The 21,553-nt window shown below is 69.0% G+C and carries 19 protein-coding genes; 6 read left to right on the plus strand and 13 right to left on the minus strand.

Annotation, left to right across the window (positions count from 1 at the left end):
* Nucleotides 1-220: 220 nt before the first annotated feature.
* The 5 genes from lnt to QH168_RS23680 form a co-directional block, all read right to left on the minus strand.
* Nucleotides 221-1,984, minus strand: coding sequence for an apolipoprotein N-acyltransferase (lnt, locus tag QH168_RS23660; protein ID WP_280236978.1), 1,764 nt, complete (start codon nt 1,982-1,984; stop codon nt 221-223).
* Nucleotides 1,974-3,578, minus strand: a complete 1,605-nt coding sequence (locus QH168_RS23665; RefSeq protein WP_280236979.1) for an amidohydrolase — start codon at nt 3,576-3,578, stop codon at nt 1,974-1,976. The genes lnt and QH168_RS23665 overlap by 11 nt, the downstream gene beginning before the upstream one ends.
* An 88-nt stretch (nt 3,579-3,666) precedes the next feature.
* Nucleotides 3,667-4,149 carry an FxsA family protein gene (locus QH168_RS23670; RefSeq protein WP_280236980.1) on the minus strand — a complete coding sequence of 161 codons (483 nt, stop codon included), beginning with the start codon at nt 4,147-4,149 and terminating at the stop codon, nt 3,667-3,669.
* An 80-nt stretch (nt 4,150-4,229) separates the two neighbouring features.
* Nucleotides 4,230-4,889 (minus strand): response regulator transcription factor, encoded by a 660-nt coding sequence (locus tag QH168_RS23675; protein ID WP_280236981.1) that lies wholly within the window; start codon nt 4,887-4,889, stop codon nt 4,230-4,232.
* Nucleotides 4,890-4,950: 61 nt separating this feature from the next.
* The gene (locus QH168_RS23680) at nt 4,951-6,117 is read right to left on the minus strand and encodes a sensor histidine kinase (protein WP_280236982.1); all 1,167 of its coding nucleotides are present in this window, start codon (nt 6,115-6,117) and stop codon (nt 4,951-4,953) included.
* Between the two features lie 99 nt (nt 6,118-6,216).
* Here QH168_RS23680 and QH168_RS23685 point away from each other — a divergent pair, with 99 nt between their 5' ends.
* On the plus strand, nt 6,217-6,984 hold the full coding sequence (locus QH168_RS23685) for a TSUP family transporter (protein ID WP_280236983.1): 768 nt from the start codon (nt 6,217-6,219) through the stop codon (nt 6,982-6,984).
* Nucleotides 6,985-6,990: 6 nt separating this feature from the next.
* Here QH168_RS23685 and QH168_RS23690 read toward each other — a convergent pair whose 3' ends face one another.
* Nucleotides 6,991-7,620 (minus strand): TetR/AcrR family transcriptional regulator, encoded by a 630-nt coding sequence (locus QH168_RS23690; RefSeq protein WP_280236984.1) that lies wholly within the window; start codon nt 7,618-7,620, stop codon nt 6,991-6,993.
* A gap of 127 nt (nt 7,621-7,747) precedes the next feature.
* Between QH168_RS23690 and QH168_RS23695 the strand changes: the two genes are divergently transcribed.
* Together QH168_RS23695 and QH168_RS23700 are read left to right on the plus strand one after the other, a co-directional pair.
* Entirely contained in the window at nt 7,748-9,307 is a 1,560-nt protein-coding gene (locus tag QH168_RS23695) for a TldD/PmbA family protein (protein ID WP_280236985.1), read from the plus strand.
* 77 nt (nt 9,308-9,384) lie between these two features.
* Nucleotides 9,385-10,707 carry a metallopeptidase TldD-related protein gene (locus QH168_RS23700; RefSeq protein WP_280468297.1) on the plus strand — a complete coding sequence of 441 codons (1,323 nt, stop codon included), beginning with the start codon at nt 9,385-9,387 and terminating at the stop codon, nt 10,705-10,707.
* Nucleotides 10,708-10,715: 8 nt separating this feature from the next.
* On the opposite strand, the gene QH168_RS23705 is transcribed toward QH168_RS23700, so the two are convergent.
* Complete coding sequence (locus QH168_RS23705; RefSeq protein ID WP_280236986.1) at nt 10,716-11,537, minus strand: alpha/beta fold hydrolase; 822 nt, start codon at nt 11,535-11,537, stop codon at nt 10,716-10,718.
* Nucleotides 11,538-11,615: 78 nt separating this feature from the next.
* Here QH168_RS23705 and QH168_RS23710 point away from each other — a divergent pair, with 78 nt between their 5' ends.
* Entirely contained in the window at nt 11,616-12,455 is an 840-nt protein-coding gene (locus QH168_RS23710; protein WP_280236987.1) for an AraC family transcriptional regulator, read from the plus strand.
* Nucleotides 12,456-12,505: 50 nt separating this feature from the next.
* Here QH168_RS23710 and QH168_RS23715 read toward each other — a convergent pair whose 3' ends face one another.
* Together QH168_RS23715 and QH168_RS23720 are read right to left on the minus strand one after the other, a co-directional pair.
* Nucleotides 12,506-12,889: a PPOX class F420-dependent oxidoreductase gene (locus QH168_RS23715; RefSeq protein ID WP_280236988.1), complete on the minus strand. Its 384-nt coding sequence runs from the start codon at nt 12,887-12,889 to the stop codon at nt 12,506-12,508.
* Nucleotides 12,890-12,907: 18 nt separating this feature from the next.
* The gene (locus tag QH168_RS23720; RefSeq protein WP_280236989.1) at nt 12,908-13,462 is read right to left on the minus strand and encodes a PadR family transcriptional regulator; all 555 of its coding nucleotides are present in this window, start codon (nt 13,460-13,462) and stop codon (nt 12,908-12,910) included.
* Nucleotides 13,463-13,666: 204 nt separating this feature from the next.
* Between QH168_RS23720 and QH168_RS23725 the strand changes: the two genes are divergently transcribed.
* Nucleotides 13,667-14,389 carry a VOC family protein gene (locus QH168_RS23725; RefSeq protein ID WP_280236990.1) on the plus strand — a complete coding sequence of 241 codons (723 nt, stop codon included), beginning with the start codon at nt 13,667-13,669 and terminating at the stop codon, nt 14,387-14,389.
* Nucleotides 14,390-14,396: 7 nt separating this feature from the next.
* Here the strand turns inward: QH168_RS23725 and map are convergent, their stop codons facing one another.
* Complete coding sequence (gene map / locus QH168_RS23730; protein WP_280236991.1) at nt 14,397-15,164, minus strand: type I methionyl aminopeptidase; 768 nt, start codon at nt 15,162-15,164, stop codon at nt 14,397-14,399.
* Between the two features lie 76 nt (nt 15,165-15,240).
* On the opposite strand from map, the gene QH168_RS23735 reads away from it, so the two are divergent.
* Nucleotides 15,241-15,504: a helix-turn-helix transcriptional regulator gene (locus tag QH168_RS23735; RefSeq protein WP_280236992.1), complete on the plus strand. Its 264-nt coding sequence runs from the start codon at nt 15,241-15,243 to the stop codon at nt 15,502-15,504.
* Between the two features lie 24 nt (nt 15,505-15,528).
* Here the strand turns inward: QH168_RS23735 and cobN are convergent, their stop codons facing one another.
* The 3 genes from cobN to QH168_RS23750 all read right to left on the minus strand — a co-directional run bounded on the left by cobN (nt 15,529) and on the right by QH168_RS23750 (nt 21,547).
* Nucleotides 15,529-19,194: a cobaltochelatase subunit CobN gene (gene cobN, locus QH168_RS23740; RefSeq protein WP_280236993.1), complete on the minus strand. Its 3,666-nt coding sequence runs from the start codon at nt 19,192-19,194 to the stop codon at nt 15,529-15,531.
* A 338-nt stretch (nt 19,195-19,532) separates the two neighbouring features.
* On the minus strand, nt 19,533-20,552 hold the full coding sequence (locus tag QH168_RS23745) for an NADP-dependent oxidoreductase (protein ID WP_280468300.1): 1,020 nt from the start codon (nt 20,550-20,552) through the stop codon (nt 19,533-19,535).
* Between the two features lie 104 nt (nt 20,553-20,656).
* Nucleotides 20,657-21,547 (minus strand): phosphotransferase family protein, encoded by an 891-nt coding sequence (locus tag QH168_RS23750; protein WP_280236994.1) that lies wholly within the window; start codon nt 21,545-21,547, stop codon nt 20,657-20,659.
* Between the last annotated feature and the right edge of the window lie 6 nt (nt 21,548-21,553).

The following is a 21,553-nucleotide window of genomic DNA, read 5'->3' on the forward strand; positions in this document are numbered from 1 at the left end:
TCCAACGGCCTTGGCAGAACGCCACTTTGGACAGCTACATTTTCGCTATCGCGGTCAGCGCAGGAAAACTTCCGACGGGAATGCCGAAAATCGCGCTCCGACGTGCGGGTCGTCGACCGCGACGGCTATCGACGGGCGAACAACGCAGCCGTTCACGCGCCGAGACCGCGCGCCCGCTCGAACCGGACAGATAACGGACGTCCGGTTAGCGGATGACGTTTCAGGCGGACGGCTGCGCTGTTACGCCGGGCACGGAAGCCTGCTCGGTCGGCTCGTTCCGGCGCCGGGTTCGCCGGCGGATTGCCGCGATGGTCAACGCGCCCGCGGTGAGGATGATCGCGAGCCATTCGGGTGCGGCGCCGAGCCGGGTGGCCGGTGTCGTCGAATCCCGCAGCGGGAGGTCGGCGACCAAGGCGGCGGGCACGAACAATTCGGTCTGCTGCCGCACCGCGCCGTCGGCGGTGATGATGGCGCTGACCCCGGAGGTCGCCGCGACGACGAGCGCGCGTCCGTGTTCCACCGCCCGCACCCGGGACATGGCCAGCTGTTGATAGGTCATCTCGCTGTCGCCGAACGTCGCGTTGTTGGTCGGCACCGTCAGCAACTGCGCGCCCGCGCTCATGGAATCGCGGAACGCGCGGTCGAAGGCGACCTCGTAGCAGGTGGCCACGCCGAGATCGATACCCGCGACGGCCACGGTACCGTCGCCGTGGCCGGGCACGAAGTATCCGGCCCGGTCGGCGTAATCGGAGAACAGCCGGAAGAACCCGCGCATCGGCAGATACTCGCCGAACGGCTGGATGATGCGCTTGTCGTGCCGTGGGCCGGGACCGGCCTCCTCCGACCACACCATCATCGAGTTGGTGGTGGTGCGGTCGTCGTTGACCAGCACCGCGCCGATCAGGATCGGGGCGCCGACGCGGCGGGCGGCGCGGGTGATGATCGAGGCCGCGTCGGCATTGCGCAGCGGGTCGATATCGGAGGAGTTCTCCGGCCAGATCACCAGATCCGGCTGCGGCGCGCGACCGGCGGCCACCTCATCGGCGAGTTGTTCGGTGCGGCGGGCGTGGTTGTCGAGTACGGCACGGCGCTGTGCGTTGAACTCCAGGCCGAGCCGGGGGACGCTGCCCTGGATGGCGGCCACGGTGAGAGTGGCGTCGCCGTCGTCCGGGCCGGGCAGGGTGGGGCGCAGCGCCAGACCCGCCACGGGCATGACCGCGAGGACGAGCACCGCGGCGAGTACCGCGCGGCGGGTGCCGGGAGGGGTACTGGACCGGGCGTTGTCGTCGGGGCGGTTCTCCGATCCGCTGGGCACATCCACAGAATCGGTGCCGGTGCCGGTGCAGGTCTCGATGCCCCTGTCGGCCGGACCGTTGGCAGCGTCGGTCACCGCGACCGTGCCGCCGGGCCGCCGGACCGCGACGACCAGCGCCGCGATTCCGGTCCCGGTCAACGCGACCGCGAAGCCGACCAGTGGTGCGCCACCGTAGGCCGCGAGCGGCAGCAACCAGCCGTCGGCCTGACCGAAAGCCAGTTTGCCCCACGGGAATCCGCCGAAGGGGAAACTGGACCGACCCCATTCGGCCGTGGTCCAGGCCAGCGCGATCCACAGCGGCCATCCGGGCAGCGTGCCGAGCAGCCGCGCCATCAGCCCGAACAGACCGATGTACACCGCACACGCCGTCGACAGGGCCAGCCACGGCACCGGACCGACATAGATGCCGGTCCACGGCAGCAGCGGCAGGAAGAACCCGAGACCGGCGAGCAGCCCGTAGCCGAAACCGCCGCGCAGTTTTCCGGCGCCGCGCACGCTCAGCGTGAGCAGGGCGATACCGACGGGCGCGAGGAACCACCACGGTCGCGGTGGGAAGCTGCCGAACAGCAGCACACCGGCGACGACGGCCGTCACCGCGCGGATCAGCACCGGATGGCCGCCCGCGAAGGCCGCCAGGCGGGACCGCGGACCAGCGGACTCAGCCGCCATGAATGGTCACTCCCCGGTGCACGGTGCGCAGGCAGCGCGGCAGCGTGTCCTCGGGGGCCAGTGACGGCAGGCCGGGAACCCGCGACCGCGGATCGGTCGACCAGCGCTGCACGGAATCGGCGGCCGCGGCGACCACGAGATCACCGGCTTCCCAGACCGCATACGAGGCGGGCGCACCCGGCACCAGCGTGCCCGCGACACCGTCGCGGACACCACCGGCTCGCCATGCACCCCTGGTGGCCGCGGCGAACGCCGCGCGCGGGGACAGGCCGTGGCCGGGGGTGCGGTGTTCGGCGGCGGCACGGACCGCGGCCCACGGGTCGAGCGCGGTGACCGGCGCGTCCGAGCCGATGGCCAGCGAGATACCGGCCGAGGCCATGGCGGCGAACGGGTTGAGTCGCGCGGCCCGCTCCGCGCCGAGGCGGGCCGCGTACATGCCGTCGGTGCCGCCCCAGGCGGCGTCGAACGCGGGTTGCACGCTCGCGATGACACCCCAGGTGGCGAGTTTGCCGATCTGGTCGGCGTCGATCATCTCCGCATGCTCGATCCGATGGCCGCGCGCGGCGACGGCCGGGCCGCCCACCTCGTCGACGACCGCACCGAATCCGGCGACGACGGCGTCCATCGCGGCATCGCCGATGACATGGAATCCGGCCTGGATCCCGGCCTCGGTGCAGGCGCGCACATGCGCGGCGACGGCCTCGGCGTCCAGATAGCCGAAACCGGTACCTTCCGCGTCGGCGTAGGGTTCGCGCAACCACGCGGTGCGTGAACCGAGCGAACCGTCCACGAACAGATCTCCGGCCAGGGCGTGCACACCCAGTTCGGCGACCAGCGAGCGCGCCTCTTCGGCGCTGCGCACCGCCTGACCCCAGTTCGCGCGGACCTCGACGCCGTGGTCGAAGGCGAGCAGTTCCCGCAGGTCGGTCACCCCGGAGATCTCCGGGCCCGCGCATTCGTGCACCGCGGCGATGCCGTGGGCGGCGGCATGATCGAGCGCGGCGCGGCGGGCGGCGTCGCGCTGCTGCCGGTCGAGCGCGGCGAGTGTGGCAGCCCGCACCAGGTGGTGGGCCTGTGCGCGCAGCGGTTCGCTTCGACTGAATCCGGTCGCCGCGGTCAGATCCGGTACGGCGTCGAGGACGGCGGTGGACACGACGGCGGAATGGGCGTCGATGCGGGACAGGTAGACGTGCCGGCCGAGGTCGGCGCCGAGCGCGGTATCGATATCGGCCGACGACGGCGGCCGCTGCTCCGGCCAGCGTGTCTCGTCCCAGCCGTCACCGATGATCACCGCGCCGGGTCGGGCGGCCGCGAAGGTGGTGAGCAGCTCCAGGCAGTGGTCGAGCGACCGCGCGGCGGACAGGTCGAGTCCGGTCAGTTGCAGGCCGAGTGCGGTGGTGTGCAGATGTGGTTCCACGAAGGCCGGTGCGACGAAAGCGCCGTCCAGATCGATGATCTCGGCATCGGGATGCAGTGCGCGACCCACCCGGTCGGCGCCGAGCCACACCACGGTGCCGTCGGTGACCGCCATCGCGGTCGCGTCCGGGGAACTGGAACTGTAGATACGACCGCCGACCAGCAACTGGGTACTCACGATCGACCAGTCTGCCAGTGCCGTATCCGTACCAGGGCACCGGCGGGTGCGGCGCCGATCACGCCAGGGAACCGACCGCGGATCGTGTTCAGGCGCCGTCGATGGCGGGCCGGGTGCTCGGCCGCGGATCGTCGTACCACTCGGTGACCACGACTCCGTCGACCACATCGTCGCCGTCGATGACCACACCCCGATAGGGCATGCGGGCGGCCACCCTTGCCATCCGGCGCGCGGTGACCGCCGCCACCAGTGGACGTACCAGCGCCCGGGTTGGCGGCAGGAGCAGCAGCAGACCGAACGCCGAGGTGACCAGGCCCGGTACGAACATCAGGACGCTGCCCGTGGCGACCAGCGCGCCGTCGGCGACGGCGGTGCCAGGGGTGATCTCACCGCGCCCGGCCCGGCGGAACTGCTCGAAGACCCGGCGTCCCTGCGAACCGATGAGCAGCATGCCCGCCGCCGAGCATGCGATCAGCACGAGGATGGCGGGCATCACGCCGATCAGCTGCGCGACACCGACGAACGCGGCGATCTCGACGACGAGGTAGGCGAGGAATACAACAGCGGGCATGACGTTCCTTCCGGACGATCTACCCCGTCAACGTGCGCGTGCCCGGATTTTCTCCCGCCGCGACCGAACCGTTGCCGAACTCACCCGCCGGGACGCACCAGCCCGGTTTCGTAGGCCAGCACCACCGCCTGCACGCGATCGCGCAGGCCCAGTTTGGTCAGTACCCGTCCGACGTGCGTTTTCACCGTCGCCTCCGACAGATACAACTGGGCGGCGATCTCGGCGTTGGAGCGCCCGGCGGCGATCTGTTCGAGCACCTCGCGTTCGCGTGCGGTGAGCACCTCGAGCACACCGGGATCCCGGATACGGCCCGGATCCTCGCTGATCATGCGGTCGAGCAGGCGTTTGGTGACCTTGGGTGAGACCACCGCGTCACCGGCGGCGACACTGCGGATGGCCGAGATCAGGTCCTCGGGTGGGGTGTCCTTGAGCAGGAACCCGCTGGCTCCGGCGCGCAGCGCCCCCAGCGCGTGCTCGTCCAGATCGAAGGTGGTCATCACCAGGACGCGGCTGCCGTGGCCCGCTTCGACGATCTGGGTGGTGGCGGTGACACCGTCGACGACGGGCATCCGCACATCCATCAGCACCACGTCGGGTTTCAGTTCGCTCGCCTGGGTGACCGCGAGTGCGCCGTTGGCCGCTTCACCGATCACCTCGATGTCGGGGTGGGCGCCGAGCACCATTTTCAGCCCCATGCGCATGAGTTCCTGGTCGTCGACGACGAGAACGGTGATCGGCACGCACCACAGCGTAGTGCCCGTACCGGCGTGGTCGCGGCGGCCCTCGCGCGGGCGGATCGCGTCAGTCGGGTTGCTGTAGCGGAATGGTGGCCCGCACCCGCCAGGAGCCGTCGGCCACGCGCCCGGCGTCCATGGTTCCGCCGAGGACGGCGACCCGCTCGCGCATCCCGGCCAGGCCGAGGCCGCTGCCGGTGATGCGGTTGGCCGGTTCCTGTACGGGCACGCCGCCGGTATCGGTCACCTCGATCAGGACGTCGTCGTCACGTCGGTGCACGCGCACCCAGGCCTTGGGGTGGGCGCCCGCATGGCGCAGGGTGTTGGTCAGCGATTCCTGCACGATGCGGTGCACGCCGAGGCTGATCTCCGGGGCGATGTCGTCGAGTTCGCCGGTCAGCTCCAGTTCGACCGCGAGACCGGTGCCGCGCATCATCTCCACCACCTTGGCCAGCCCCGCGGTGCCGTGCTGGGGCAGTTGGTCGGGGGCATGCTCGGTGCGCAGCAGCGCGACGGTGCGGCGCAGTTCGCGCAGCGCCTCGCGTCCGGTCGCGGCGATGGTGGTGACGGCCTGCGCGGCCACATCGGGATCGTGGCGCAGCGCGTATCGCGCGCCGTCGGCCTGCACGATGATGACGCTCACCGCGTGGGCCACCACATCGTGGAGTTCCCTGGCGATCCGGGTGCGTTCGGCCGAGACCGCGTCATGGGCTCGGCGTTCCCGGTCGTAGTCGGCGACCGCGAGGCGGGCGGCGACCTCGGTGTCGTAGGCGTGGCGTGCGCCGACGAACTCGGCGAGGGTCCAGCACAGGGCGTACAGCACGACGACGAAGGCCAGATCCGTGCCGGCCGGGAAACCGGTCGCCAGCATGGACAGCGCCGTATCCACCACCAGACCGGCCAGCAGCAGCAGACCCTCGCGCCGCCCGACATAGGCAACCAGGGTGTAGAGCATGATGCCGAGCCCGAGCAGCGCGACGTGCTCGGATTCCTCGTCGGTCAGATAGGCGACCGCGGTGGCGGTGATCGACAGCACGAGCATGGCCGCCGCCATCCACCGCGGGTAGACCCGGCGCAGGATCATCGGCAACGGCAGCAGCACCGACAGGGCGAGATAGGAGGCCTTGTTGTGTGCGGCGGATACGCCGAGGACGTCGAAGACCAGCAGCATCCCCGCCAGCATCGAATCGGCGACGATCGGCTTACCGCGAAGCCACAGACTGAACCTGCGCACGCCGTTCAGCGTAAGGGTGCGCTCGGCACCGACCCGGCACGGCGCGTTCGCGCCGCCCCGCACGGGCGGTCGCGCGCTGTCCCTGGTTGTCTTGCCTCCGTGGATATCACCGACTGGGCGGTCCTGCTGACCGCGGCGACGGCGGCCGGATGGGTGGACGCCGTGGTCGGCGGCGGCGGCCTGATCGTATTGCCGACCCTGCTGCTGGTGGCGCCGGGAATCGCGCCGCAAACAGCTCTGGGAACCAACAAACTGTCGGCGGTGGCGGGGACGACCGCGGCGGTGGTGACCTTCTCCCGCAAAGTGCCGATCCGCTGGCGGGTGCTGCTACCGGCCGCACTCGTCGCGGCCGTGACGGCGGCGGCCGGTGCGGCGGCGGTCTCGCTGATCGATCGGGATCTGTTCATTCCGATCGTGCTCGTGGTGCTGGTGGGGGTGGCGATCTTCGTCACCGCGCGCCCGTCGGTGGGGGTCACGCTGGCCAGCCATGCGCCGACCCGACGTAAGTTCATCCTGGTGGTGGCGTTGGCCGCCGGGCTGATCGGGTTCTACGACGGGCTGCTCGGGCCGGGCACCGGCACGTTCCTGATCATCACCTTCGCCACCTTGCTCGGCACCGAATTCGTTCGCGCCGCGGCCATGGCCAAGGTGATCAACTGCGGGTCGAATGTGGGGGCGCTGCTCTTCTTCGGCGCGACCGGGCACATTCTGTGGGCCCTGGGCGCGGCGATGGCGGTGGGCAATATCGCGGGCGCGGTGGTGGGCTCGCGGATGGCGTTGAGCCGGGGCGCGGAATTCGTCCGCGTCGTTCTGCTGGTGGTGGTGATCGCGATGGTGGTGCGGCTGGGCTGGCAGCAGTTCGGCTGAGTGGGCTCAGACCCGGGCGAGCCAGGGGCGCAGTACCTCGGAGGTCGTTTCGTGGATCTTGCGCTGTAGACGTTCACCGTCATCGATGCCGATCTGTGGGCCCTGGAACAGCACCGTCAACGCACCGGACACCGCGCCGACCACGGCCCCCACCAGCGCGGCGGCGCCGACCTCGTCGAATTCGGCCGGGAACGCGGCATGTAACTGCCTGGCGATCTCGCGCTGCGCGAGCAGTTGCGCATGCGCGGCGCGGCCACTCACCGCGGGCACGGTGCGCGAGACCTGCGCCCGCAGCGCCGCGATGCGCGCGGCGAGATCGTCGATCAGATGCTCACCGGGGTTGTCCCCGGCCGCGCGTAACGCGCGGAGTAACACCTCGACGGGCCGCTCCCCCGGCCGCCGTCCGGCGATCGCGACCACCGCGGCCCTGACCCGATCATCGGGTTCAGGAAACAGCAGCTCCTCTTTACTGGCGAAATAGTTGAAGAAGGTGCGGGTGCCCACCTCGGCGGCCGCGGCGATATCGGCCACGGTCGTTTCCTCATAGCCTCTGGTCTCGAACAATTCGACAGCGGCGGCGAGCAGCGCGCGACGGGTACGTTCTCGTTTGCGATCGCGGAGAGCGGAAGGCGGCACGCGGGCACAGTACGACATCCGCTCGCGCGGGCGTGGTAGGCGCGAGCGCCGCGTCACGGTTCGATACGACTGCGCGCGGGAAGTATTCGGCGGCGGGGAGTCGGTGGCAGCGACTACGGTGTGCTGGGTGAGCATCGCGACTTCCGAAGATGGCACAGGATCGGGCCGGGCCGGCCACGGCGTCGACGCCGAATTCGCGTCGCTGCCCTTGGCGAGCCTGGCCGACGCCGCGCTCTCGGCCGCGACCGCGGCGGGCGCCTCGCACGCCGATCTGCGTGTGCACCGGCTGGTCACCCAGTCCATCCGATTACGTGACGGGCGGGTGGAATCGGTCACCGATTCCGCCGAACTCGGACTCGCGGTGCGGGTGATCGTCGACGGCACCTGGGGTTTCGCCTCCCACGCCGCACTCACCGCACAGTCCGCCGCCGAGGTCGCGCGGCGCGCGGTCACCGTGGCGACCACCTTGCGCGCGCTCAACCGGGAACGCGTCGAACTGGCCGCCGAACCCCGCTACGACGGCGCGCGCTGGGTGTCGGCCTACGAGATCGATCCGTTCACGGTGCCCACGGCCGACAAAGTGGCGCTGCTCCACGAATATTCACAGCGGTTGTCGAGCGCCGACGGCGTCGATCATGTGACGGCATCGGTGCTCCAGGTCAAGGAGCAGACCTACTACGCCGACACCGCCGGTTCCTCGATCATCCAGCAGCGGGTCCGGTTGCATCCGCAGCTCGAGGCGATCACCGTCGACTCGGCGGCGGGGGTGTTCGAGACGATGCGGACGCTGGCCGCACCGGCCGGTCGCGGCTGGGAGTACGTCACCGGCGCCGACGGAATCTGGGACTGGGGCGGTGAACTCGCGCGGATGCCGGAATGGCTGGCCGAGAAGGTGAAGGCGCCGAGCGTCGTGGCCGGGCCCACCGATCTGGTCATCGATCCGACCAATCTGTGGCTCACCATCCACGAGTCCATCGGCCATGCCACCGAATACGACCGCGCCATCGGCTACGAATCCGCCTATGCGGGCACCTCCTTCGCCACCCCCGATCTCCTCGGCTCGCTGCGCTACGGCAGTCCGATCATGCACGTCACCGGCGACCGCACCGAAGCGCACGGTCTGGCCACCGTCGGCTACGACGACGAAGGAGTCGCCGGACAGCGCTGGGATCTGGTGCGCGAGGGCGTGCTCGTCGGCTACCAGCTCGATCGGGTGTTCGCGCCGCGGCTGGGGCTCGAGCGTTCCAACGGCTGCTCGTATGCGGATTCGCCGCATCATGTGCCGATCCAGCGGATGGCCAATGTGTCATTGCAGCCGGACCCGCGGCGCGACACCAGCACCGAGGAGTTGATCTCCCGGGTCGAGGACGGCATCTACATCGTCGGCGACAAGTCCTGGTCGATCGATATGCAGCGCTACAACTTCCAGTTCACCGGGCAGCGGTTCTTCCGCATCCGCGACGGCAAGCTCGACGGGCAGCTGCGCGATGTCGCCTATCAGGCCACCACCACCGATTTCTGGGGCGCGATGGAAGCGGTGGGCGGCCCGTCCACCTGGCAGCTCGGTGGCGCGTTCAACTGCGGTAAGGCGCAGCCGGGGCAGGTGGCGGCGGTCAGTCATGGCTGCCCGTCGATCCTGGTGCGCGGCATCAATGTTCTCAACACGCGGACGGAGGCGGGGCAGTGAAGGTGACCGGCGCGGCGATTCTGCCGGGTGGGGCGGCCGTCGAACAGGCATTGGCCCTGTCGAGGGCGGATGAGGCGATGGTCATCGTCACCGATGCGCACGAGGCGTCGCTGCGTTGGGCGGGCAATTCGATGACCACCAACGGGTCGTCGGTCTCGCGGCAGTGGGCGATGGTGTCGGTGTTCCGGGAGGGCCCGAACGCGGCGCGCGTCGGCAGTGTCACCGCCACCAGCGTCGACGGCGCCGATATCGAGGCCGTGGTGCGCGCCAGCGAGGAGGCGGCCCGCACCGCAGAACCGGCGCGCGATGCGATGCCGCTGCTCGAGGCCGATGGTTTCGCTGATCCCGAGGACTGGGCGGGCGAGCCCGGCAGCACCGGGATCGAGGTGTTCACCGGTGTGGCCGCCGATCTGGCCGAGGGTTTCGACGGCGCCGATACGCTCTACGGCTTCGCGCATCATCAGATGCACACCACCTGGCTCGGGACGTCCACCGGTCTGCGGCGGCGCTATGTGCAGCCCACCGGGTCGGTGGAGATCAACGGAAAGCGTGGCGCGGGCGCCGATCTGGCGAGCGCCTGGGTGGGTGTCGGCACCGGCGATTTCACCGATGTGGATACGCCCGGTCTGCTGGCGGAACTGTCGCGACGGCTGGATTGGTCGGCGCGGCGGGTCGCATTGCCCGCCGGGCGCTACGAGACCCTGTTGCCGCCCTCGGCGGTGGCGGATCTGATGATCTATCTGGCCTGGACGATGGAGGGCCGCGGCGCGCACGAGGGCCATACCGCGTTGTCGCGACCCGGTGGCACCCGGATCGGTGAGCGACTCACCGACATTCCGTTGACGCTGTATTCGGATCCGAGCGCGAGCGGGCTCGAGTACCGCCCCTTCGTCGCGACGCCCGCGTCCTCGGAGGCGCTGTCGGTGTTCGACAACGGCCTGCCCGCCCAACGCGTGGACTGGTTGCGCGAGGGCGTGATCGAATCGCTGGTCTACCCGCGCGCCACGGCCGCCGAATTCGATGCCCCCACCACCGTTCCTGGTGAGAATCTGCTGCTCACCGGCGGTTCCAGCGCCACACTCGACGAGATGATCGCCCGCACCGAACGCGGTCTGCTGCTCACCACCCTCTGGTACATCCGCGAGGTCGACCCCGCCACGCTGCTGCTCACCGGCCTCACCCGCGACGGCGTCTATCTGGTCGAGGACGGCGAGGTGACCGCCGCAGTCAACAACTTCCGCTTCAACGAAAGCCCTCTCGACCTCCTGCGCCGCGCCACCGAAGCGGGCGCGACCACCCTCACCCTCCCCCGCGAATGGAAGGACTGGTTCACCCGCACCGCCATGCCCCCGCTCCGCATCCCCGACTTCCACATGTCCTCGGTCAGCCAGGCGACGTAGCCGAAGGCCTACGGCGCGCGGTCGAGGATCGCACGGGCGAGGGCGTCGCTGTCCTCGAGCATCGGCATATGCCCGACTCCGGGAAGGTATTTCAGCTCGGCACCCGGCACCACCTCGTACTCGTGTGCCGAGGCCGGATCCCAGCGCGGGTCGCTGTCCCCGAAGATCACCAGGGGTGGTTTACCGGCGTCGACGAGGCGCTGGGGCACGGTTCGCGCGGCGATGTAGTCGCGGTTGGCGGCGAGAATCGCGCGGAACGCCCGATACGACGTCCTTCGCGTATCGGCCAGCATCTCGTCGGACACCGTGATCGGCGCGGCCGCGGTCGCTGCCAATCCGCGGCGAAGCATCGAGTCGGTACGGATCGCCCACACCAGCGGACCGAACGGCGGCGCGGTGAGCACCCGCAGGATCGCGGGCTCGGGGCGAAGGGCCGCCAGACTCGGCCCCGTGCTGACCAGGATCAGCTCGCCGACAAGGTCGGGACGACGCTCCACCAGGGCGGTAGCGACATACCCTCCGCTGGAGTGACCGACCACCGTCGGATATCGGACACCCAGTTCGTCCAACGCCGCCGCCGTCCGGTCTGCCTGCTGCGCGACGTCGTAGGTCGGCACGGGCTCGGAACCACCGCATCCGGGGAGGTCGATCGTGATCACCCGATACCGTGGAGCGAGCGACGGCACCACCGACGCCCACGTCGAACCGGATGCGCCCGAGCCGTGCACGAGCACCACGGGTGGCGCCGTCGGGTTCCCGTCGATGACGACGTGCACTCCGCCGACCGTCCTGTCCTCGTGTGTCCGGGTGGTGGGACTCGCTTCGCTCATACTTCCAAGCCTCGTCGCTGACGGACCCCGCCGTATTGAACAAATGTCACGGTGTTCCGCTCCGGTTAGCCTGGACGGATGACCGCAACGGATGGAGTGGACTGGAGCCTGGTCGACATCGCCGTCCCGGTCCGACCCTCTGGTCCGGGAGTCCGGATGGCGGGTTTCCGGTACCACCACCTCGCTCCCGTCGATATCACGACGATCCCGCATCCCAAGGTCACGCTTCTGCTGGATCTCAGCGAGCACGGTGTCGTCCATGACGTTCTCGGGCGCTCGATCAGGGGGAGCGCGATCGTCGGCCTCCGGTCCGGCGCGTTCCGCATCACCAGCGCCGGGGCGGGTGACCTCCTCCAGATCCGCATGTCCCCCGTCGTCGCCGCGGTGATTCTCCGCGACACCACCATCATCGGCGGTGGTGTGACACCGCTGGCTGATGTGTGGAACAGCAGTGCCGTCCGCTTGATCGAGCGACTTCGTGCGACGCCGTCGTGGGACGGGCGGTTCACCCTCACCGCCGCGTTCCTGCGGAACCGGATACCGTGCGGATCCGGCGTCGCCCCCGAGATCACCTACGCCTGGCACCAGACCGTCCGTACCAGGGGCATGCTCCGCATCGATGCTCTCGCCACGGAGACCGGCTGGACCCGCCAGCGACTGTGGTCTCGCTTCCGGACGCATCTCGGGGTCTCACCCAAGTACGCGTCCGAACTCGTCCGCTTCGACCATGCCGCCCATCTCCTGGCGACGGGGCTCCCACCGGCCGATACCGCCGCCGAGGCCGGTTTCGCCGACCAGTCCCATCTGCATCGTCGCACCACCGCGCTGACCGCGATGACTCCCGCCGCCGTCGCCAGGGCGCCGTGGCTGGCGATCGACGATATCGCCTGGCCGACAACCTGTTTCCCGCGCGGCTGAGCAATGACCGGCGGATCCGATCGATCCGACAGATCGGCGGATTCGTCGGACTACTGCGCCGGGGTGATCTCGATCCCGATGGTGCCGGACTTGCCGCGGCGCAGGGTGCTGCCGAGGATGACCAGGGGGCCGAGGATGAAGTACTTCTTGCGTAGCAGGCGGCGGACGTTCTCGGTTTCGGCGGCGTCGAGGACTCGGGCCGTACCTTCGATGATCTCGCCGCGCGGGGTGCCCTTGTAGTTGCACGGTTGCAGAGTGACCGCCGGATTGCGGCGCACCCGCTTGACCTTCCAGCTGTCGGTTTCGGTCCAGACGAACACCTTTCCGTCGTCGGAAGCCGCCCAGACCGGGGTGCCGACGGGTGTGCCGTCCTTGCGGAAGGTGGTCAGCAAAACGTAATCGGCCTTGTCGACAGCTGTGCGCGCATCGGTCATGGCACTACCGTAGGCCGGTCAGCGGTCATCGGCCATGTGGTACTCGCCCGCCTCCAACCGCGTCAGCACGCCCGAGGTCCAGCCGGACAGGTTCTCGAACACCCCGCTCCACAGTTCCAGCAGGTCGGTGGCATGCGGTGCGTGGTAACGGCCGGGGAATTCCGGAATCATGCCGAGCAGCCCGTCCCGGACCTCGCTGCTGCGGCGGCGCTGTTCGCGCAACTTCTCGATGACGTGGGCGCGCGGCAACGCGTCCATGAACGCGATGGCCGCGCCCAGCTCCTCCATATCGATGCTCACCAGCGCCGCGTCCATCAGCCGATGGAATTCGTCCACCCCGGCGTCGGTGAGTTCGAACAGGGTTCGGCCCGGCCCCTGCGTGCTGCCCTCGGTGCCGAGAGCCCGCAGTTTGCCCTCCTGGGTGAGCTGTTTGAGCCCGTGATAGATCGATCCCGGCTTCACATTGGTCCAGGTCTCGGCCCGCCAGGACAGCAGTTCCCGCCGGACGGCGTACCCGTGGGTGGGCTGCTGCCTGCGCATCACCCCGAGAATCAACAGCCGCACCGCCGACACCGTTCTCCTCCTCGCCGGGCGCGGCTCCTACCGCACGCCACCGCCCAGCATGGTAGTCAAACTTGATCTCCACGATCCGGAGGCCACCGCACGGGTCCCGAACCGTTGCTCGCCGCTCACCGGCACCGCGCTAGTCAAGTTTGACTTCCGCCCGCGCCGAATTCTAGGCTTCGGTAGTCAAACTTGATTACGGAGGCTCAAACCATGGGCGATATCGCCGTCCCCGTGCTCCCGACCGTCGATCTGCCCCGAACGCTCGAGTTCTATCGAGCACTCGGCTACGAGGTCGTCTACGAACAGACCCGCCCCTACGTGTACGGGGCAATCGAAGCCCACGGATGCGGACTGCATTTCGCCGCGCCGCCGAACAAGGAAACGGGACTCGAGGGCTGGACGGGATGTCTGGTCATGGTCGACGATATCGCCGAGCGGCACCGTGAGTTCAGCGCCGCCCTGCGCGCGCACTACGGCAAGGTTCCGGCCAAGGGCGAGCCGAGGATCACCCGATTCCGTCCCGGTCAGTCGCGGTTCAGCGTCATCGATCCGGATGGCAACTGGGTCACCTTCATCCAGAACGATGAACCCATGGAACTCGAATACGGCGGTTCCAAGTCGCTGACCGGTTTGGCCCGAGTGCTGGACAATGCGCGAATCCTGCGAGACTTCAAGAACGACGACGCGACCGCCACCCGCGTACTCGACGTAGGACTGCGCCGATACGCCGCCACCGCGCCCGCCACCGAGGTCGCCCGAGCCTGGGCGGCACTCACCGAAATCGCTGTCGCCATGGGCGATACGGAACGTGCGGCCGCCCATCGCGAGGCGTTGCGCGCGGTGGAGCTGACCGAGGAAGAACGTGCGGCACTGGCCACCGAAACGAATGCGAGCGCCACGCTCACCGAATGGTTGCACCGATCCGAGACATAACGAACTCTCACGCCGCCAGCGTCAACACTCGCGGACCGTCCTCGGTGATCGCCACCGTGTGTTCGGAATGCGCGGTCCGCGATCCGTCGGCCGAACGGATGGTCCATCCGTCGGGATCGGTGACGATGCGATCGGTGGTGCGCGCGAACCACGGTTCGATGGCGATGGTCAGGCCGGGCCGCAGCCGATAGCCGCGCCCCGCACGACCGACGTTCGACACGTGTGGATCCTCGTGCATGGTACGACCGAGGCCGTGTCCGCCGAACTCGGTGTTGACCGGGTATCCATACGCGGATGCGACCCCCGAGACGGCCGCGGAGATATCGCCGATCCGATGGCCCGGCAACGCCACCTCGATGGCCGCGGCCAGCGCCTCCTCGGTGGCCCGCACCAGGCGCAGATCCTCCTCGGCGGCAGTGCCGACCACCACCGTGGTCGCCGAATCCGCGACCCAGCCGTCGAGAGAGACGGCCAGGTCCATGCTCAGCACATCGCCGTCGCGCAGGGCGTAGTCGAACGGAAGTCCGTGCAGCACCGCATCGTTCACCGAGAGGCAGACGGTATTGCGGAACGGTCCACGACCGAAGGACGGCGCATAGTCCCAGTAGCACGATTGCGCACCGCGCTCCCGGATCCGCTCGCGCACCACCGCTTCCAGCTCCAGCAGATTCACCCCGACGGCGGCGCGGGCCCGCAGATCCGCCAGCGTCTCGGCGACGAACCGCCCCGTCACCGCCATCCGCTCGATTTCCTCGGGCGACTTCAACTCGACCATCACGACCTCCACATCGACATCATCGGTATTTTAATACCAGATTGCGGTATTTAAATACCAGCCGTAGGGTGGTCGCATGGTTCGACTTCCCTTGACTCCGGCCCAGGTGGAGGCCGGTCGACGCCTCGGCGCCCGATTGCGGGCCGCACGCGCAGGCCGCGATCTCGCCGACGTCGCCCGCGCGGCGGGCATCTCCCCGGAGACGTTGCGCAAGATCGAAACCGGACGGCTGCCCTCCCCCGCCTTCGGGACGGTGGTGGCGGTGAGCCGGGTGCTCGAACTGCCGTTGGATGAACTCGCGGACCTCTGGCTGTCCGGCGGCCTGGCCGAATCCGCCTGATCCGGCCCAGGCCTCGCCTGCGTCCTATTCCAGTTCGCCTTCGGTCTCCAGATAGATCTGGCGCAGCCGGTCCAGCGTGCCCTGCTCCGGCGCGTCCCACAGTTTGCGTTCGGCCGCCTCGAGCAGACGTTCGGCGATACCGTGCAGCGCCCACGGATTGGACTGCTCCATGAACTGGCGGTTCACCTCGTCGAAGACGTAGCTCTCGGCCAGCTTCTCGTACATCCAGTCCGCGACCACATCGGTGGTGGCGTCGTAGCCGAACAGATAATCGACGGTCGCCGCCATCTCGAACGCCCCCTTGTAGCCGTGCCTGCGCATGGCCTCGAGCCAGCGCGGGTTCACCACGCGGGCCCGGAACACCCGGGAGGTCTCCTCGGACAGGGTGCGGGTGCGGACCGCGTCGGGGCGGGTGCTGTCACCGATGTAGGCCTCGGGATTCTTGCCGGTCAGCGCGCGCACGGTGGCCACCATGCCGCCGTGGAACTGGAAGTAGTCGTCGGAATCGGCGATATCGTGCTCGCGGGTGTCGGTGTTCTTGGCGGCCACGGTGATCCGGCGATACGCGGTGCGCATATCGTCGGCGGCGGGGGCGCCGTCGAGGTCGCGGCCGTAGGCGTAGCCGCCCCAAGTGGTGTACACCTGCGCGAGATCGTCATCGGTGCGCCAACTCTTGGAGTCGATGAGCTGGAGCAGGCCCGCGCCGTAGGTGCCGGGTTTGGACCCGAAGATGCGGGTGGTCGCCCGGCGCTGATCCCCGTGCTCGGCGAGGTCGGCCTGCGCGTGCGCGCGGACGTAGTTCGATTCGGCGGGTTCGTCGAGGTCGGCCACGAGGCGGACCGCATCGTCGAGCAGGGCCAGGACATGCGGGAAGGCATCGCGGAAGAAGCCGCTGATGCGCACCGTCACATCGACGCGCGGGCGGCCGAGTTCGGCGAGCGGGATCACCTCGAGGGTGGTGACGCGACGGCTGGCCTCGTCCCACACCGGACGGACCCCGAGCAGGGCGAGGACCTCGGCGATATCGTCACCTGAGGTGCGCATGGCGGAGGTTCCCCACACCGAAAGACCCACCGACGCCGGGTATTCGCCGTGGTCGGCCAGATAGCGTTCGAGCAGTGAGTCCGCCATGGCCTGCCCGGTCTCCCATGCGAGCCGCGACGGCACGGCCTTCGGATCGACCGAATAGAAGTTGCGGCCCGTCGGCAACACATTGATCAGACCGCGCAGCGGCGAGCCACTCGGGCCAGCGGGGATGAAACCACCGTCGAGGGCGTGCAGCACACGCTCGATTTCGACACCGGTCCCACGCAGCCGGGGCACCACCTCGGTCGCGGCGAAGCGCAGTACGGCGCGGACATCGTCGAATCGGGATGCCGCGACAGCGGAATCGGTTGTGCGCGCGCCGGACTCCGGTGCGTTGCCATCGACGGGCAGCGCGGCGGCGGACTCGTCGACGATCCTGTCGACGGCGTCGGCCGACCACTGCGCCGCCTGCAATGCGGCGACCAATCCACGGGCCCGCCCCTCGATGACATCGACCCGCTCACGCGCCTCGCTACCGGATTCGCTCAACCCCAGGGCTTCACGCAGGCCGGGCACATTCCGTTCCCCACCCCACAGCTGCCGTGCCCGCAGCATGGCCAAGACCAGGTCGACCTCGGTCTCGCCCTCGGGCGCCTGCCCGAGCACGTGCAGACCGTCGCGGATCTGGACGTCCTTGATCTCGCACAGCCAGCCGTCGACATGCAGCAACATATCGTCGAAGACGTCCTCGTCCGGACGTTCGGCCAAGCCCAGGTCGTGGTCCATTTTCGCCGCACGCATGAGCGTCCAGATCTGCTGGCGGATCGCGGGCAGTTTGGCCGGGTCGAGGGTGGAGATATTGGCGTGCTCGTCGAGCAGCTGTTCCAGCCGCGAGATATCGCCGTAGCTCTCGGCGCGCGCCATCGGTGGAATCAGATGGTCGACCAGGGTGGCGTGGGCGCGGCGCTTGGCCTGGGTGCCCTCGCCCGGATCGTTGACCAGGAACGGGTAGATCAGCGGCAGATCCCCGAGCGCCGCATCAGTGCCGCAGGAGGCCGACATGCCGAGCGTCTTTCCGGGCAGCCATTCCAGGTTGCCGTGTTTGCCCAGGTGCACCATGGCGTCGGCGCCGAAACCGCCCGCGCTCTGCGGGGCGGACAGCCAGCGGTAGGCGGCCAGATAGTGGTGGCTGGGCGGCAGATCGGGATCGTGGTAGATGGCGACGGGGTTCTCCCCGAAACCGCGCGGCGGCTGCACCATCAGCACGATATTGCCGAAACGCAGTGCCGCGATGACGATCTCACCGTTCGGGTCACCGGAACGATCGACGTACAGCTCACCCGGCGGCGGCCCCCACGCCTCGACCACGGCGTCACGCAGATCCTGCGGCAAGCCGTCGAACCATGCCGTGTAGGTGGCCGCGCCGATACGGATCGGGTTGCCCTCCAACTGTTCGGCGGTGAGCCAGTCGGGGTCCTGACCGCCCGCGGCGATCAGGGCGTGGATCAACGCGTCACCGTCGCGAGCGTCGAGGCCGGGGATCTCGGCCGCATCGCCCAAATCGTAACCGGCGGCGCGCAATTCGGTGAGCAGTCGGATGGCGCTGGCGGGGGTGTCGAGACCGACGGCGTTGCCGATGCGCGCGTGTTTGGTCGGATAGGCCGAGAGCATGAGGGCCAGCCGTTTCTCGGCGGCCGGGATGTGGCGCAGCCTGGCGTGGCGCGTCGCGATGCCCGCCACCCGCGCCGCCCGCTCCGGATCGGGCACATAGGTCGACAGTCCGTCGGCGTCGAATTCCTTGAACGAGAACGGGACGGTGATGATACGGCCGTCGAATTCCGGCACCGCGACCTGGGTGGCCACATCCAGCGGCGACAGACCGTCATCGTTGGCTTCCCACTGTTCGCGGCCACTGGTCAGGCACAGACCTTGCAGGATCGGCACATCGAGTTCGGCGAGAGCACCCACGTCCCAGGCTTCGTCGTCGCCACCGGCGGACGCAGTGGCGGGCTTCGTGCCGCCCGCCGCCAGCACGGTGACCACCAGTGCATCCGCGCCGCGCAGCGTATTCAGCAGCTCCGGTTCGGCGGTGCGCAGGGAAGCGCAGTACAGCGGCAACGGGCGGGCACCGGCCTGTTCGATCGCGGTGCACAATGCGTCGATATAGGCGGTGTTGCCCGCCAGATGCTGGGCGCGGTAGTAGATGACCGCGACGGTGGGGCCGTCCACATCGGCGGCCTCGCGTTCGAGTGCACCCCAGCTGGGCAGCTGCACCGGCGGTTCGAATCCGTGGCCGGTGAGCAGCACCGTATCGGAGAGGAAGTTGTGTAGCTGGCGCAGATTGTCCGCGCCACCGGCGGCGAGATAGTTGTGTGCGTCGGCGGCGACACCGGCGGGCACGGTCGAACATTCCATCAGCTCGGCGTCGGGGGCCAGCTCACCGCCGAGCGCCACCATCGGCACCCCGCTGGCCCGCACCGCCTCCAGTCCCTCTTCCCAGGCCCGCTTGCCGCCGAGGATGCGCACGATGACGAGATCGGCGCCGTCGAGCAGGGTGGGCAGGTCCTCCACCAGCAGCCGCGCCGGGTTCCCCCACCGGTAGTCGGCGCCACTGGCGCGTGCGCTCAGCAGATCGGTATCGGAGGTGGACAGCAGCAGGATCACGGGTGGACCTTCCTCGGGTGACGCGCCCAACGGGTTAGCGCTCGCCGGAGAGGGTCTGGCTGTTCACAGTGGCGCGACCGCACCGGAATTTCACCGGTTTCCTCAGCACCCGCCGAGCCCCCGGATGCTACCGCGCGCCGCAGCGGCCACCCGCATCGACCGGGGCGGAGGCGTGCACGCTTCCTCTCCACCCGCGGGACCTGCTGACATCGGCGCAGAGCCGTTCACCGGCCGATACCCGGCAAGGTCACCGATCCGAGTGGTACCCCGACCTCACCCGGGTCGGTGGCGCGACTCCGCACACGCTGTGCGGGGATGCCGAGGAAGGTACCGGGCCGCTATTCGCTGACGCGCACCAGCAGCTTGCCCACGTTCTTGCCCACGAGCAGACCCTGGAACGCGGGCACCACCTGGTCCAGACCGTCCACGATGTCCTCCAGATAGGCCAGTCGCCCATCGGCGATCCAGCCGCTGGCCTGGTCCAGGAATTCCGCCATCTGGGTGGGCGCGAACTCGGTTTGGATGAAACCTCGGACGGTGAGGCTCTTGCGCAGGATGAGACCCATGAGCATGCCGAGGCGGTCGGGACCCGGCGGCAGCTCGGTGGCGTTGTAGGCGGCCACCAGACCGCAGACCGGGATGCGCGCGAAGCTGTTCAGCCTGGGCAGCATCGCGTCCAGAACCGCGCCGCCGACGTTCTCGAAGTAGACGTCGATACCGTCCGGGGTGGCGGCGGTCAGCTGCTCGGCGAAATCGTCGGCACGGTGGTCGATCGCGGCGTCGAAGCCGAACTTCTCGGTGAGCAACCGGACCTTCTCGGGGCCGCCCGCGATACCGACCGCCCGCGCACCCCCGAGCTTCGCGATCTGCCCGACCGCCGAGCCCACCGTTCCCGTCGCGGCCGCGACGACCAGGGTCTCCCCCGCCTGCGGTTTACCGATATTGCGTAGCCCCGAGTAGGCGGTGAACCCCGGCATCCCCAGCACGCCGAGGGCGGTGGTGACTGGCACCCGGTCCGGATCGAGCTTGCGCAGATAGGCCGCCGATTCCAGCGAACGCGTCTGCCAGCCGCCGTACCCGAGCACGATATCGCCGGGCCGCAGCGCACTATCGCGCGATTCCAGCACCCGCGACACCGTGGCACCCACCATCGTCGCGCCGATCGCCACCGGCGGCGCGTAGGACGGCGCATCACTCATCCGGCCACGCATATACGGATCGAGGGACAGATACAGCGTCTCGAGCAGCACTTGCCCTTCGCCGGGCGCGGGCAGCTCCACCGTTTCGGTGCGAAAGTTCTCCGGTCGCGGCGCACCGACCGGACGGGACGCGAGCACGATGCGAGTGGTCTCCACGATTCCTCCTGAGGGTCGGGGTCGATTCGATCATGCGCCACGTGGCTGTGGCCGGGACGGCGCGCCCCCTGGGTTCGGCCAAGGCTGCGGTGGTGCAGCGCCCCGGCTCAACCCACCGCCTGCCAGACGACGTCGCGGTCACCGGTGCGCAGTGAGTCCACACGGCGGTGGAGTTCGGAAGCGGCTCGCGGTGTGTTGGCCGCGATGCGCAGATATGAGCCGAGCGAGTGGTATTCGATGATGTCTCGAAGCAGCATCCAACCAGGCCATTCGAGCAGGTCGTAGCCGTACGCGCGGACGAACTCGGCGCGGTCGGTCGGCGGCGTGTGAAAATGGTCCGGCAGTGTGCCGGCCAAGTCGAGTTCGCGTGGGCCGTAGCACGCGTTATCCCAGTCGATGAGGACCCAGCCGCCGTTGTCGAGCACAGTGTTCTCCGCGTGGGCGTCGGCATGGACCAGGCCGCGCCCCAGGGGAAACTGCGTTGCCTCGAATGCGGCGATCAGATCGTCGACTCGGTCGTGGAGCCAGATGCGGTCTGCCCGACTCAACACCGGTCGGATTCGCGCAGCATCGATCTCGAGCGCATCTCGCAGGCGCCGCAACGGGCGGTACTCCGGGAGTTGGACCGGCGGTGCCGGTTGTTCGTGGAGGAGGCGAACGAGCTTCGCAACATCCCCGGCTGCGGGTTCGGCGGCGGTGGGCCGATACGGCCAGAACGTTGCCACCGCGCCATCGACGAGAACTGGCTGCTCGCCGGGCAGAGGAGGCAGGGCGACCGGTTCTGTCGCTGTGGATGCGAGCCAACGGGTGACGGCGATGCTCGTGGCGGCGCGGGTACGGCGCAATGGCGTGTCCGGCGCGAGGCGGACCACGACATCATCGACCCGCCAGACAGCGTTCGACCTCCGATGTAGTACTTGCGCATAGGCCGGATTCAAACCGTAGACATAACAGGCCTTTTCGAGTTCCGGCCGAGCCGGCAGCGCACCGTCGGTCATCATTGC

This window comes from Nocardia cyriacigeorgica (genome assembly GCF_029868385.1).
Classification (GTDB): domain Bacteria; phylum Actinomycetota; class Actinomycetes; order Mycobacteriales; family Mycobacteriaceae; genus Nocardia; species Nocardia cyriacigeorgica_F.

Excerpts from the sequence above, each read along its gene's own strand:
- lnt (WP_280236978.1), bottom strand. The coding sequence starts at position 1,984 with ATGGCGGCTGAGTCCGCTGGTCCGCGGTCCCGCCTGGCGGCCTTCGCG.
- QH168_RS23670 (WP_280236980.1), bottom strand. The coding sequence starts at position 4,149 with ATGCCCGCTGTTGTATTCCTCGCCTACCTCGTCGTCGAGATCGCCGCG.
- QH168_RS23700 (WP_280468297.1), top strand. The coding sequence starts at position 9,385 with ATGGTCATCGTCACCGATGCGCACGAGGCGTCGCTGCGTTGGGCGGGC.
- QH168_RS23705 (WP_280236986.1), bottom strand. The coding sequence starts at position 11,537 with ATGAGCGAAGCGAGTCCCACCACCCGGACACACGAGGACAGGACGGTC.
- QH168_RS23710 (WP_280236987.1), top strand. The coding sequence starts at position 11,616 with ATGACCGCAACGGATGGAGTGGACTGGAGCCTGGTCGACATCGCCGTC.
- QH168_RS23715 (WP_280236988.1), bottom strand. The coding sequence starts at position 12,889 with ATGACCGATGCGCGCACAGCTGTCGACAAGGCCGATTACGTTTTGCTG.
- QH168_RS23725 (WP_280236990.1), top strand. The coding sequence starts at position 13,667 with ATGGGCGATATCGCCGTCCCCGTGCTCCCGACCGTCGATCTGCCCCGA.
- map (WP_280236991.1), bottom strand. The coding sequence starts at position 15,164 with ATGGTCGAGTTGAAGTCGCCCGAGGAAATCGAGCGGATGGCGGTGACG.
- QH168_RS23735 (WP_280236992.1), top strand. The coding sequence starts at position 15,241 with ATGGTTCGACTTCCCTTGACTCCGGCCCAGGTGGAGGCCGGTCGACGC.
- QH168_RS23750 (WP_280236994.1), bottom strand. The coding sequence starts at position 21,547 with ATGACCGACGGTGCGCTGCCGGCTCGGCCGGAACTCGAAAAGGCCTGT.